Consider the following 12,648-nt stretch of genomic DNA (forward strand, 5'->3'; position numbering starts at 1 on the left):
CTCGCACCATCACCCGAGCGCAAGGAGCGCGCATGCCTTTGTGGACCATTCACGGCAACGGCCGGACCGTCGAACCCGGGAAGGTGGTGAAGCCCGACGAGCGGCTGAACTGGCCCGCGACGGTCGCGATCGGCGCGCAGCACGTCATCGCGATGTTCGGCGCGACGTTCCTGGTGCCGGTGCTGACGGGTTTCCCGGTCTCGACGACGCTCCTCTTCTCAGGCATCGGAACACTGCTGTTCCTCCTCATCACGAAGAACCGCCTCCCCAGCTACCTCGGCTCGTCGTTCGCGTTCATCGCACCGGTCACCGCCGCGACCGCGTCGCAGGGCATGGGCTCGGCCCTCGCCGGCATCGTCGCCGTCGGCGTGCTGCTGGCCGCGGTCGGCTTCATCGTCCAGTTCGCGGGGCTCGGCTGGATCGAGAAGCTCATGCCGCCGGTCGTCGCCGGCGCCATCGTCGCGCTCATCGGCTTCAACCTCGCCCCGGTCGCGTGGCAGAACTTCCAGCAGGCGCCGATCACCGCGACCATCACGCTCGTGGCGGTGATCCTCGGCAGCGTGCTGTTCCGCGGATTCCTCGGGCGCATCTCGATCTTCCTCGGCGTGATCGTCGGCTACATCGTGGCGCTGCTGCGCGGCGAGGTGGACTTCACGCAGGTGAACGAGCTCGTCGCGAACGGGCAGTGGGTGGGCCTGCCGACCTTCCAGTTCCCGACGTTCGGCAACCCCGGCACCTGGAGCGTCATCGCCATGTTCCTGCCGGTCGTGCTCGTGCTCATCGCCGAGAACGTCGGACACGTGCGCGGCGTCGCGACCATGACCGAGTCCTCCGTCAACCAGTACACCGGCCGTGCGCTCATCGCCGACGGCGCCGCGACGGTGCTCGCGGGCACCTTCGGCGGTTCGGGCACGACGACGTACGGCGAGAACATCGGCGTCATGGCGGCGACCCGCGTGTACTCGACGGCCGCGTACTGGGTCGCAGGCGTCTTCGCGATCCTGCTGTCGCTGTCGCCGGTGGTCGGCGCGGTGTTCAACTCGATCCCCGCCGGCGTGCTCGGCGGCGTGACGACCGCCCTGTACGGCCTCATCGGCATCATCGGCATCAAGATCTGGGTCGACAACCGCGTGGACTTCTCGCGCCCGGTGAACCAGTACACCGCGGCCGTCTCGCTCGTCATCGCGATCGCCGGCTTCACCATGGTGTGGGGCGACTTCCAGCTGGGCGCGATCGTCATCGGCGCCGCCGCGGCCCTGCTGATCTACCACCTCGGCAACGCGATCGCCCGCTGGCGCAAGACCGGCGCCGACGACGGGGGCCCGCTCCCCGCCGTCGGCCAGCTCGATGGCGACCCGCAGGACTCGCAGGTCAAGTAGCGCCGGGCCGCAGCATCCGTCCCCGCCCTGTTTCTGGGGTTTGGGGCGCATTCTGTCCGTTGGGGCGCGATTTGCGCGCCCCAACGGAGGAATAACGCCCCAAACCCGGACGACCGTAGCGATGAAGCGGGAATGGATGCTGCGCGCAAATGGTTGTAGCTACACGTGAATGAGATCGCGCACCCTGACCGCCTCGCCGCCGCCACCTCGATGGGCGCCGTGACGCTTCTCGTCGGCGACCTCGACGGCATGACGGCGTTCTACCGCGACGTCATCACCCTCCAGGTGCTCTCGGCCGAGGGGGACGAGGTCGTGCTCGGGCGCGCGGGTCGGCCGGTCGTCATCCTGAAGCACGAGCCCGCCCTGCGCCACGCGAGCCCCGGCGCGGCCGGACTGTTCCACACGGCGATCCTCTTCGAGACGCAGGAGGCCCTCGCGGCCGCGCTCTACAGCGTCGCGCAGCGCGCGCCGCAGACCTTCACCGGCTCGGCGGACCACCTCGTGAGCCAGGCCTTCTACCTCACCGATCCCGAGGGCAACGGCGTCGAGCTGTACTGGGACCGGGTCCGCACCGAGTGGTCGTGGACCCACGGCAGTGTCGAGATGGCGACGCTGTACCTCGACCCCAACGGCTTCCTCCGTGAGCACCTGACGGAGCGGGCCGCGAGCGGCGGGACGGGGCAGGACGCAGCATCCGTCGGTCATGTGCACCTGTCGGTCGGCGACGTCGCGAGCGCCCGCGCCTTCTACGTCGACGCGCTCGGCTTCGACCAGACCGCCGAGCTCGGCAACCAGGCGCTGTTCGTGAGCGCCGGCGGCTACCACCACCACATGGCGATGAACGTCTGGAACTCGCGCGGCGCCGGCCCGCGGATGCCGGCGCTCGGCCTCGGCCGCGTCGATCTGGCCCTGCCCGACGCCGACTCGCTGGGCGAGCTCGCCGAACGCCTGCGCCACCACGGCCTCGAGGTGCGCGACGACGGCCGCACGGTGGCCTTCGACGACCCCTGGCGCAACCTCCTGCACGCGACGGTTCCCGGCCGCGCCTGAGTTCTCCCCCCAACCCCCCAAACCACGTCGCCTTCCGCAGTCACATCGTGCGGCTTCGCGGCCCCCGTTCCCGCCAAACCCGACTGCGGAGCGAAGGTCTTCGGTGTTCCGCAGTCGCAAGGTGCGGGTGCCGCCGCCCCGCGGACGCGAAAAGTGACTGCGGAACGAGGGGGCGGCGGGGGGAGCGGGGGCGGGTCAGACGGATTCGCGGATGACGAGCTCGGTCTCGAGGATCGTGACGTGACGCGGATGCCGCCCCGCGAGGAGGTCGACGAGCACCGTGGCCATGCGCTCGCCCTGTGCGAACGACGGCTGGCGCATCGTCGTCAGCTGCGGCGTGACGGAGGTGGCCACCGGGGAGTCGTCGAAGCCGATGATCGCGACGTCCTCGGGGACGCGGAGTCCCGCGGCCGTCAGCACCGTCAGCACGCCGCGCGCCATGAGGTCGCTGGCGACGAACACCGCGTCGGGCTGGGCTCCGGTCGCGAGGATGCGGCGCATCGCGTCGGCACCGCCGTCGGCGGTGAAGTTGCCGTCCTCGACCGCGATCTCGTCGAGGTCCCACGCGGCGAGCGCGTCGCGATACCCCTGCAGGCGGTCGACACCGGCGGGCATGTCGCGCGGGCCGGTGATCGTCGCGATGCGGCGGCGGCCGCTCTCGATCAGGTACACCGTGGCGTCGTAGGCCCCACGGACGTTGTCGACGTCGACGTAGTAGTCACGGTCGCGCTCGCGCACCGGGCGGCCGCCGTATACGACGGGCACGACGCTCGCGATGCGGTCGATGAAGGTGTCGCTGGTGTGGTGCGAGACCACGATCGCACCGTCCACCGCACCCGAGCGCACATAGCTCGTGGTCTTGTCGCCCGGGTCGTCGCTCGCGATGAAGAGGTTGAGCACGTAGTCCGAGCGGCTGAGGCGCGAGTTGATGCCCGACACGATCGCCGCGAAGAACGGGTCGCCGAAGAACCGGGTGGTGTCCTCGGGGACGATCAGCGCGATGGCGTGCGTCTTCTGGCTCGCCAGCGACCGGGCCGCGCGGTTGGGGACGTAGTTGAGCTCGCTGATCGCGCGGGTCACCGACTCCAGGGCCTCGGGGCTCACGGCGGTCGAGCCGTTCACCACGCGGGACACCGTCGAGCGGGAGACCCCCGCCGCGGCGGCGACCTCTTCGATCGTCACGGCGTGTGCGCTGCCGGCTCCCCGCTGGGTAGGCCGCATGGCGTCGGTGCTCATTCCTGTCCCCTCCTTCCCGGATGCTACTGCGCCACGACTCCGCGCGGCGCAGTGCTACGACGCGACCGTCGCCGCGCGCGCGGACTCCAGGTCGATCGCCCGAGCGCCGATGATGCGGCTGTACTCGAGCGCGCTGTCCTTGGGCGTGCGCTCCTGGGTGTCGTAGTCCACCCGCACGATCCCGAACCGCTTCTCATAGCCCCACGCCCACTCGAAGTTGTCGAGCAGCGACCAGTAGAAGTATCCGCGCACGTCGACGCCGGCCTCGGCCGCGTCGAGGATCGCCCCGAGGTGTCCGCGCAGGAACTCGACGCGATCGGCGTCGTGGACGTGCTTCACGTCGCCCTCCACCACGAGCTCGTCGTCGTAGGCGGCGCCGTTCTCGGTCACGTAGAGCACGGTGCCGGCCTGCTGCGCGTACTCGTCCCACACCCGCTCGAGGAGCGTGGTGAGCCCCTCGGGCTGCACCTCCCACTGCATCGGCGTGCGGGGAAGGCCGCGCTCGTGCCAGTAGATGCCCTCGTGCGAGGGGTACGGCGAGCGGGCGGGGCGGTCGGTCGGCGCGTCGCCGCCGATCGGCGGGTTCACCGGCTCTCGTCCGCCCACGTACTCGCCGTGGTAGTAGTTCACGCCGAGCGTGTCGATGGGCGTCGCGATGGTCTCGAGGTCACCCGGGCGCACGGCGGTCTCCCACGCGGCGATGGCCGCAGCATCCACCTTCCGGATGTCTTCCACGATGTCGGCGGGGTACTGCGCACGGAAGATCGGGTCGAGGAACCAGCGGTTGAACTGGCCGTCGATCCGACGTGCCGCGTCGACGTCGGCGGGGTCGCTCTCGTCGACCGGCTCGGCGACCGTGAGGTTCAGCGTGATGCCGAGCTTGAGCGACTCGTCACGAGAGCGCAGCTCGCGCACGGCCTGGCCGTGCCCGAGCAGCAGGTGGTGCGCGGCGAGCACGCCCTCCTCGACGCTGTAGTGGCCCGGCGCGTGGATGCCCGCGGTGTAGCTGAGGAACGACGAGCACCACGGCTCGTTGAGGGTGGTCCACACGTCGACCCGGTCGCCCAGGGCGTCGTGCATCGTCAGCGCGTACTCGGTGAAGAGGTCCGCGGTGTCGCGGTTCGCCCAGCCGCCCTTCTCCTGCAGCGCCTGCGGCAGGTCCCAGTGGTAGAGCGTCAGCCACGGGAGGATGTCGGCCCCGAGCAGCTCGTCGACCAGTCGCTTGTAGAAGTCGAGTCCCTGGAGGTTGACCGCCCCGCCGTCGGGCCGCACGCGCGACCACGACGTCGAGAAGCGGTACGTCTGCAGGCCCAGCTCCTTCATGAGCGCCACGTCATCGCCGTAGCGGTGGTAGTGGTCGCACGCCACGTCGCCGTTGTCGGCGTTGATGACGGCGCCCGGCACGCGGCAGAACGCATCCCAGATCGAGTCGCGGCGGCCGTCTTCGTGGGCGGCGCCCTCGATCTGGAAGGCGGCGGTCGCGGCGCCGAACAGGAAGTCCTGGGGGAAGGCGCGAGGGATCGCGGTCGTCATGAGGTCAATGATCCTCTCGGGGAACGTCGGTGTCAGGATGCCGAATGCTGTGGGGAACGGGAAGGGTCTAGCCCTTGACGGCGCCGGCCATGATGCCGCTGACCAGCTGCCGGCCCGTGAAGGCGAAGACGATGAGGAGCGGAATGGTGGCCAGGAGCACGCCGGCGAGCACGACCGAGTAGTCGACGAAGTAGTTCGACTGCAGGAGCGAGAGTGCCACCGGGAGCGTGGGGCTCTGCCGGTCGAGCACGATGAAGGGCCAGAAGAACTGGTTCCACGCGCCCACGAAGGTGAAGAGGAACAGCATCGCGGCGGCGGGGCGTGCGGCGGGCACGCCGACCGTCCAGAACGTGCGGAGCATGTTGGCCCCGTCCACGCGCGCCGCCTCGATCAGCTCGTCCGGCACGGTCTGCGACAGGTACTGCGTCATCCAGAACACCCCGAACGCGCTGGTGAGCGCGGGGATGATGATGGCGCCGATCTGCCCGGTCCAGCCCAGGTCGGAGAAGAGCAGGTAGAGGGGCACGACGCCGAGCTGCATCGGCACCGCCATGGTGGCGACCACGAAGGCGAGCAGCCACTTGCCGCCCGGGAAGCGGAGCTTCGCGAACGCCCAGCCGGCGAGGGTCGAGAACAGGACGACGGATGCCGCGATCACGGTCGAGCTGAAGATCGAGTTCCAGAGGGCCTGCCAGAAGTTCACGGCAGGGTCGTTGATGACCTTCAGGGCGTTGTCGATGAAGTTGCCGCCCGGCAGCCACGACATGTTCGGGTTGTTGATGGTCGAGGCGTCGCCCGAGCCGATCAGGAACGACCAGTAGTAGGGGAAGAGCGCCGAGACCACGACGACTCCGAGACCGACGTACACCCAGACCCCGGCGCGCACGCCGCGGATCTTCGTGGTCCGCCGGCTCCGGCGCGCGTTGGGCAGGTTCTCCTCGACGACCGCGAGGGGCGGGGTGCTGATGGCGCTCACTGCTGGGCTCCCTTCCGGCCGCGGCGGCGGCGCTGGATGACCCCGCGTCCGCCCTCGTCGCGTACGAGGGCACGGGTGATGGCGAGGTTGATGAGGCCGATCGCCAGGATGATGATGAAGAGGATCCACGCCAGGGCGGCGGCGCGGCCGAAGTTGAACTCGCCCCAGCCGATGTTGTACAGGTACAGCGTGATCGTGAGCCACTGGCCGGCGGCACCGCCGCGGCCGGTCTGGTCGAACATGCGGGGCTCGTCGAAGATCTGCAGGCCGCCGATCGTCGACGTGATGATGACGAATATCAGGGTGGGCTTGAGCGAGGGGAGCGTGATGCTCCAGAACTGGCGGAAGGCGTTGGCGCCGTCGACGGTCGCCGCCTCGTAGTACTCGCGCGGCACGGCCTGCATGGCGGCGAGGAGGATGAGGGCGTTGTAGCCGGTCCAGCGGAAGTTGACCATCGTGGCGATGGCGATGTGGCTCCAGAACGGGTCCTTGTGCCACGCGATCGGGTCCAGCCCGAGGTTCGTGAGCACGTTGTTCACGAGTCCGTGGTTGTCGCCGAAGAGGTTGCTGAAGATCAGCGCGACGGCGACCGGGGCCATGACGTACGGGAGCAGGACGCTCATCCGCCAGAAGGTCTTGGCCCGGATGTTCTTGTCGAGCATCGCCGCGATGAACAGCGCCAGGATGAGCTGCGGCACCGACGAGAGCAGGAAGATGCTGAAGGTGTTCCGCAGGGCGATCCAGAAGTCGGCCTGGGACAGGATCCAGACGTACTGGTCGAATCCGACGAAGGTGCCGGAGTTGCGGACGAGGTCCCACTCCTGGAACGAGATCACCGCCGTGTAGACGATCGGGAAGAGCCCCACGATCGCGAACAGGATGAAGAACGGCGAGATGTAGAGGTACGGGGAGAGCTTCAGGTCCCAGCGGCTGAGGCGGTGGGAGAAGGAGAGGACGCGCGGCTGGCGCTCCGGATCGGGCCGATCGGCCGGCCCGGATGCCGTCGTACGGGTGGCGGTCGTGGTCACCGGTGGCTCCGATTCGGGTGTCGAGGGGTGGGCGTGGAGGCGGAGTGCGCGCGGGCCGGGGGGACCCGCACGCACTCCGCTTCTGCTGTCAGACCTGGTCCGCGGGCGCGGACCGGATCGTCAGTGTCGGCCTATCAGAAGGCCTCGACCTCGGCGACGTACGCGTCCCACGACGCCTGGGCGTCCTGGGTGCCGTCGAAGACGCGGGTGATGGCGTCCTGGAGCGCGGTGTTGTACTTGAAGTAGTCCGCGCTCTTGTACGGGGTGACCGTGATCGCCGCGGAGCGGTCCGCGAAGATCGTGCCGGTCGGCGCGTCGGCGAAGTACTCGTTCTTCGAGTCGGTGATCGACGAAGCGCTCTGCGCGTCGAGGGCGCTCGGGTAGGCGCCGACGTTGACGAACGTCTTCTCCTGCTGCTCCGGAGCGGTCAGCCAGTCGGCGAGCTTGAGGGCCTCGTCGACGTTCTTGCCGTTGGCCGGAACGGTCAGGTACGAGCCGCCCCAGTTGCCGCCGCCGTTCGGGAACGCGTTCGCGATCTCCCAGCCGGTGACCTCGGGCGCGTTGCCCGAGATGATGCCGAGCATCCACGGCGGGCACAGCATCGCGGCGAACTCACCGTTGGCCATCGACGCGTTCCAGTCGTCCGACCACTGGCCCGAGTAGGCCGAGTTCGGGATGCCGCGCTCGACGACGAGGTTGTACGCAGCCTCGAGGTCGGGGTTGTCGGTCGCGACGACGGTGCCGTCGGGCTCGTCGTACGGGAACTCGATCTGGTTGACGATGCCCTGGAACGCGGAGTTCGCGGAGTCGAGCATCGGCTTGCCGGTCGCAGCCTTGTACTGGTCGGCCAGGTCGAAGAACGTGTCCCAGTCGCCGTCGATCGCCGAGGCGACCTCGTCGGGCGTCGAGGGCAGGCCCGCGGCCGAGAACAGGTCGGCGCGGTAGCAGACGGCCTGCGGGCCGATGTCCGTGCCGAAGCCGACGAGACGGCCGTCGGCGTCGGTCGCGGCCGCTTCCTTCCACTCGACCCAGCGGCCCTTGGCGCTGTCAGGCACCTCGGCGAGCAGGTCGGAGTACTGCATGGCCTCGGCGAACCAGTCGACCTCGACCGCCTCGATGTCGGCGAGGCCCTCCTTGCCGAGCTTCGCGAAGAAGTTCGTGCGGGCGTCGTCGGTGATGGCGGCCTTGTTGTGGACGATCTTGATGTTCGGGTTCTCGTCCATGTACTCCTGGAGGAGTTCGTCGTCGTACCCGAAGTCGTTGAACGTGGCCAGGGTCAGCGTGATCTCACCGTCTTCGCCACCGGCCTCGTCTCCGCTGCCACCGGCGCAGCCGGCGAGGACGATGGCCGAAGCCGAGAATGCGGCGATTGCCACGGCGCTTCTGCGGAAGGCGCGTGCGTTCACTGTCACTCCTTTGTGTTGTCAGGGTCGTGTGTGTTGCAGGATCGGCGCGGAGGGAACCGTGCCGTGGTGGTCGTGGGAGCGTTCCCATCGATCGAGACGCAACGCTATGGGATCGCTCCCACGAAGTCAAGGGAGCGCTCCCATGGATTGATCACGGTTGTGTCACGGGGCTCGCGCAGCGCTTCGGGCAGGGCTTCTGGACGGCCGGAGAAACGCCGCGCGCACGGCCCGTAGACTGGAGGGGACCCCTGCCCGCGACATCCGGCGTTTCGATTCCTCGCTGCGCTCGTCGCTCAACGACCGATAGCTGCGGCCTCCGGCCGCCAGGAGGATCCCGATGCCCACCATCGTCGTCGACGTCATGCCCAAGGCCGAGCTTCTGGACCCGCAGGGGAAGGCCGTCTCGGGCGCCTTCGCGCGTCTCGGCGTCTCCGACTTCAGCGCGGTGCGCATCGGCAAGCGGTTCGAGCTCACCGTCGACGGCGAGGTCACCGACGAGGTCCTCGCCGAGGCCCGGCGCATCGCCGACGAGATCCTCTCCAACTCCGTGATCGAGGACGTCGTCGGCATCGAGGTCGTCGAATGACCGCCCGCATCGGCGTCATCACCTTCCCGGGCTCGCTCGACGACCGCGACGCGCAGCGCGCGATCGAGATCGCCGGCGGCGAGGCCGTCGCCCTGTGGCACGGCTCGCACGACCTCGACGGCGTCGACGCGCTGGTCCTCCCCGGCGGGTTCAGCTACGGCGACTACCTGCGCGCCGGAGCCATCGCGGCGCTCGCGCCGATCATGGCGGAGGTGAAGGATGCCGCGGCCAAGGGCATGCCGATCCTCGGCATCTGCAACGGCTTCCAGATGCTCGTCGAGGCGCACCTGCTGCCGGGCGGCCTGATCCGCAACGCGCACCAGCAGTTCGTCCGCCGCGACCAGAAGCTGCGCGTCGAGAACAACGACACCGCGTGGACCAGCGATTTCGGCTCCGGCCAGGAGATCGTGATCCCGCTCAAGAACGCCGACGGCGGCTACATCGCCTCGGAGTCCGAACTCGACCGCCTCGAGGGCGAGGGCCTCGTCGCCTTCCGCTACCTCGGCGTGAACCCGAACGGGTCGCTGCGCGACATCGCCGGCCTCACGAACGAGCGGGGCAACGTGGTCGGCCTCATGCCGCACCCCGAGCACGCCGTCGAGCCGGGCTTCGGTCCCGACACCTCCGCCGCGATGCGGTCGGGCGTCGACGGCCTGTCGTTCTTCACGTCGGCCATCGCCGCCGTGGTGGGCGCCGCGGCCTGAGCCGCAGCATCCGTCCCGCTTCTAGACCGTCCCGGCCGGCGGCCACACGCCGATGATGAGCGCCATCACGATGATCGTGACGAGCTCGTGCGAGATGTTGAGCACGGTCAGCGACGAAGGCCGCCCCTCGAAGGCGTCGTGGGTGATGAAGCGCGCCGCCGTGAAGCCCGCCCACAGGATCACGCCGGTCAGCAGCGCCGCCCAGAGGTAGCTGCCGCCGTAGAAGTGCCAGGCGATCGACGAGGCGCCGGCCAGCACCCACGCGGTCACGAAGCTGACGAACACCGTCACCACGATCGGCACCACGGCGCTTGCGCCCGGTCGGTTCATGTCGACGTTCGCGAGCTTCGCCCATCTCGTGCCGAAGACCTTCGGCGTGTACCAGATCGAGCCGACGACCATGCTCGACGCCGTCGCGATCAGCACCGCCCAGTAATTGATCTCGGGAACCATCTCCGCCTCCTCCGCCCAGGCGCGGCCGCCCGTCGCGGTCGTCGCTCGACGCGAGCGTAGCGCCGCCCGGTGACGCCCGCCCCGCACCGCGCCGGTAGCGTGGAGCGGGTGAGCACAGACACCCGGAATCTCGTCGTCAGCGTCCCCACCGAACAGCTCGCCGCGGATCTGGGCGCCCTGCCCGAGGGGGTCGAGCTGGTGGTGTGGCCGATGGATGCTGCCGCCCCGCGTGACCGGTTCGATATCGTCGTGCCGCCGTACATGTCGATGGCGCGTGTGCTCGAACGTCTCGAGGGCGTCGAGGTCGGGCTCGTGCAGGGCCAGTCGATCGGCTACGACGGCGTCGCCGCCATCCTGCCCGAGGGTCTGGTCTTCGCGAACGCGGCGTCGGTGCACGAGACGTCGACCGCCGAGCTCGCGGTGGGTCTCGCGATCGCTGCGCAGCGGCACATCGACGCGTTCGCCGTCGACACCGCGGCCGGCCGCTGGGCCCCGGTCTTCGCGCAGAGCCTCGCCGACCGCCGCGTGCTGCTGCTGGGCTACGGCGGCGTCGGCAAGGCCGTCGCCGCGCGGCTCGAGCCGTTCGAGGTCGAACTCACCCCCGTCGCGTCGCGCGCCCGCGTCGAGGACGGCGTCGCGGTGCACGGCATCGACGAGCTGCCCGAGCTGCTCCCCCAGGCCGAGATCGTGATCCTCACGCTGCCCGGCGGTGAGGCCACCCAGGGGCTCGTCGACGACGCGTTCCTGTCGGCGCTTCCCGACGGGGCGCTCATCGTGAACGTCGGCCGCGGCACCCTCGTCGACACCGACGCGCTCGTCGACCACGTGCGTCGCGGACGCATCCGCGCCGCCCTCGACGTCACCGACCCCGAGCCCCTCCCCGACGGCCATGCGCTGTGGGGCCTTCCGGGTGTGCTCATCGCCCCGCACGTCGGCGGCGCGTCGAGCGCGATGCGGCCCCGGGTCGCGAAGCTCGTGCGCACGCAGATCGAGCGCCTCGCCGCCGGCGAGCCGCCGATCAACGTCGTGCTCGGCGGCTGAGCCACACGCTCCCCCTTCAGTTCTCCGCCGCTCTGAGGTAGACCGGAGGGGACGGACAGTGGTGCGCGATGAACGATTCCCCGAGCGATCCCCCGAGTGCAGGCCAGCCCCCCAAGGTGGAGCGGCTTGCCGCTTCGGCGTGCTGGGAGTACCTGCAGACCGCCGAACTCGGCCGGCTCGCGGTCGACAACGCCGACGGTGCGCCCGACATCTTCCCGGTCAACTACGTCGCCCACGAGGGCGCCCTGTACATCCGCACGGCGCGCGACGCGAAGCTCCTCCACATCGCGCAGCACCCGATGGTCGCCTTCGAAGTCGACGGGGCGACCGACGACGACCACTACTGGAGCGTCGTGATCCGCGGCAGGGCGGAGCGCGTCACCCGTGACGACGAGATCCGCGACAGCGGTGTCCGCCACCTCGCGTCGTGGAGCCCGACCGCGAAGTTCTTCGTCATGAAGGTCGTCGCGAACACCGTGACGGGTCGGCGGTTCCCCCAGCACGCGAGCCGCAAGGACCCCCTGATGCCGTTCGAGGGCGACGCCACGCTCCCGGCAGCGCCCGAACCGTCGCATCAGCCCCGCGCCGAGCGCCCCGCACCGATTCCGCACTTCACTCCGCGCACCGGTCCGCAGGACACGCTCCCGGGACCCCGCTCGGACGGGTGACCGCCGATGCCGACGGCGGGGGCGACGTCAGGCGGTGAAGACCGTGTGGACGTCGCCGACGACCTCTCGGCCTCCGAGCGCCGTCAGCTCCATGAGCACCGCGGTGCCCACGACCACTCCGCCGAGCGTCTCGACGAGTTCGTGCGCCGCGACGAGCGTGCCACCGGTCGCGAGGACGTCGTCGACCAGCAGCACCCGCATGCCGCCGGAGATGTCGTCGTGCGCCTCGATCGTGGCGGTGCCGTACTCGAGCGCGTAGGAGACGGATGCTGCGGGCAGAGGCAGCTTGCCCGCCTTGCGGATCGGGACCAGGCCCACGCCGGCCTCCATCGCGACGGCGCCGGCGAGCAGGAACCCGCGCGCCTCGACCCCGGCGACGACGTCGAACGACCCCTCGAACGGGGCGATCATCGCGTGGATGACGGTGCGGAGCGCCGAGGCATCCGCCAGCAGAGGCGTGATGTCGCGGAACTGCACGCCCGGCTCCGGGTAGTCGGGGATCGTGCGGATGAGGGATTCGGCGCGCGTGAGGGCTTCGGACAGCACCCGCCAACCCTACGCCCGGCCCCTGTGCGTCATTCGTTACGA

Annotated in this window: 13 protein-coding genes; 6 read left to right on the top strand and 7 right to left on the bottom strand. The window is 69.8% G+C overall.

Going from position 1 to position 12,648, the window contains the following annotated elements; genetic code table 11:
• Positions 1-32: 32 nt before the first annotated feature.
• A complete protein-coding gene (locus tag ASF40_RS01095; protein ID WP_056365219.1) occupies positions 33-1,379 on the top strand; it encodes a uracil-xanthine permease family protein in 1,347 nt (448 codons plus the stop codon).
• Positions 1,380-1,589: 210 nt separating this feature from the next.
• Entirely contained in the window at positions 1,590-2,429 is an 840-nt protein-coding gene (locus ASF40_RS01100) for a VOC family protein (protein WP_157549387.1), read from the top strand.
• A gap of 195 nt (positions 2,430-2,624) precedes the next feature.
• Here ASF40_RS01100 and ASF40_RS01105 read toward each other — a convergent pair whose 3' ends face one another.
• From ASF40_RS01105 to ASF40_RS01125, 5 genes are all read right to left on the bottom strand, one after another.
• Positions 2,625-3,665: a LacI family DNA-binding transcriptional regulator gene (locus ASF40_RS01105; protein ID WP_082496782.1), complete on the bottom strand. Its 1,041-nt coding sequence runs from the start codon at positions 3,663-3,665 to the stop codon at positions 2,625-2,627.
• Positions 3,666-3,719: 54 nt separating this feature from the next.
• Positions 3,720-5,198: a glycoside hydrolase family 1 protein gene (locus tag ASF40_RS01110; RefSeq protein WP_056365225.1), complete on the bottom strand. Its 1,479-nt coding sequence runs from the start codon at positions 5,196-5,198 to the stop codon at positions 3,720-3,722.
• Between the two features lie 67 nt (positions 5,199-5,265).
• Entirely contained in the window at positions 5,266-6,174 is a 909-nt protein-coding gene (locus ASF40_RS01115) for a carbohydrate ABC transporter permease (RefSeq protein WP_056365228.1), read from the bottom strand.
• Positions 6,171-7,202, bottom strand: coding sequence for a carbohydrate ABC transporter permease (locus ASF40_RS01120; protein WP_056365232.1), 1,032 nt, complete (start codon positions 7,200-7,202; stop codon positions 6,171-6,173). The genes ASF40_RS01115 and ASF40_RS01120 overlap by 4 nt, the downstream gene beginning before the upstream one ends.
• 134 nt (positions 7,203-7,336) lie before the next feature.
• Positions 7,337-8,578 carry an ABC transporter substrate-binding protein gene (locus ASF40_RS01125; RefSeq protein ID WP_311293421.1) on the bottom strand — a complete coding sequence of 414 codons (1,242 nt, stop codon included), beginning with the start codon at positions 8,576-8,578 and terminating at the stop codon, positions 7,337-7,339.
• Between the two features lie 367 nt (positions 8,579-8,945).
• Here ASF40_RS01125 and purS point away from each other — a divergent pair, with 367 nt between their 5' ends.
• Together purS and purQ are read left to right on the top strand one after the other, a co-directional pair.
• Positions 8,946-9,194, top strand: coding sequence for a phosphoribosylformylglycinamidine synthase subunit PurS (gene purS, locus ASF40_RS01130; RefSeq protein ID WP_056365237.1), 249 nt, complete (start codon positions 8,946-8,948; stop codon positions 9,192-9,194).
• The gene (gene purQ, locus ASF40_RS01135) at positions 9,191-9,898 is read left to right on the top strand and encodes a phosphoribosylformylglycinamidine synthase subunit PurQ (RefSeq protein ID WP_056365240.1); all 708 of its coding nucleotides are present in this window, start codon (positions 9,191-9,193) and stop codon (positions 9,896-9,898) included. Before purS ends, purQ begins: the two co-directional genes overlap by 4 nt.
• A 21-nt stretch (positions 9,899-9,919) precedes the next feature.
• On the opposite strand, the gene ASF40_RS01140 is transcribed toward purQ, so the two are convergent.
• Positions 9,920-10,351 carry a DUF1761 domain-containing protein gene (locus ASF40_RS01140; protein WP_056365243.1) on the bottom strand — a complete coding sequence of 144 codons (432 nt, stop codon included), beginning with the start codon at positions 10,349-10,351 and terminating at the stop codon, positions 9,920-9,922.
• Between the two features lie 108 nt (positions 10,352-10,459).
• On the opposite strand from ASF40_RS01140, the gene ASF40_RS01145 reads away from it, so the two are divergent.
• Positions 10,460-11,392 carry a 2-hydroxyacid dehydrogenase gene (locus tag ASF40_RS01145; protein WP_056365246.1) on the top strand — a complete coding sequence of 311 codons (933 nt, stop codon included), beginning with the start codon at positions 10,460-10,462 and terminating at the stop codon, positions 11,390-11,392.
• A gap of 68 nt (positions 11,393-11,460) precedes the next feature.
• Positions 11,461-12,060, top strand: coding sequence for a pyridoxamine 5'-phosphate oxidase family protein (locus tag ASF40_RS01150; RefSeq protein WP_082496783.1), 600 nt, complete (start codon positions 11,461-11,463; stop codon positions 12,058-12,060).
• Positions 12,061-12,087: 27 nt separating this feature from the next.
• Here the strand turns inward: ASF40_RS01150 and ASF40_RS01155 are convergent, their stop codons facing one another.
• Complete coding sequence (locus tag ASF40_RS01155; RefSeq protein ID WP_056365252.1) at positions 12,088-12,606, bottom strand: adenine phosphoribosyltransferase; 519 nt, start codon at positions 12,604-12,606, stop codon at positions 12,088-12,090.
• Positions 12,607-12,648 lie beyond the last annotated feature (42 nt).

The organism is Microbacterium sp. Leaf288, from assembly GCF_001422925.1.
Lineage (GTDB): Bacteria > Actinomycetota > Actinomycetes > Actinomycetales > Microbacteriaceae > Microbacterium.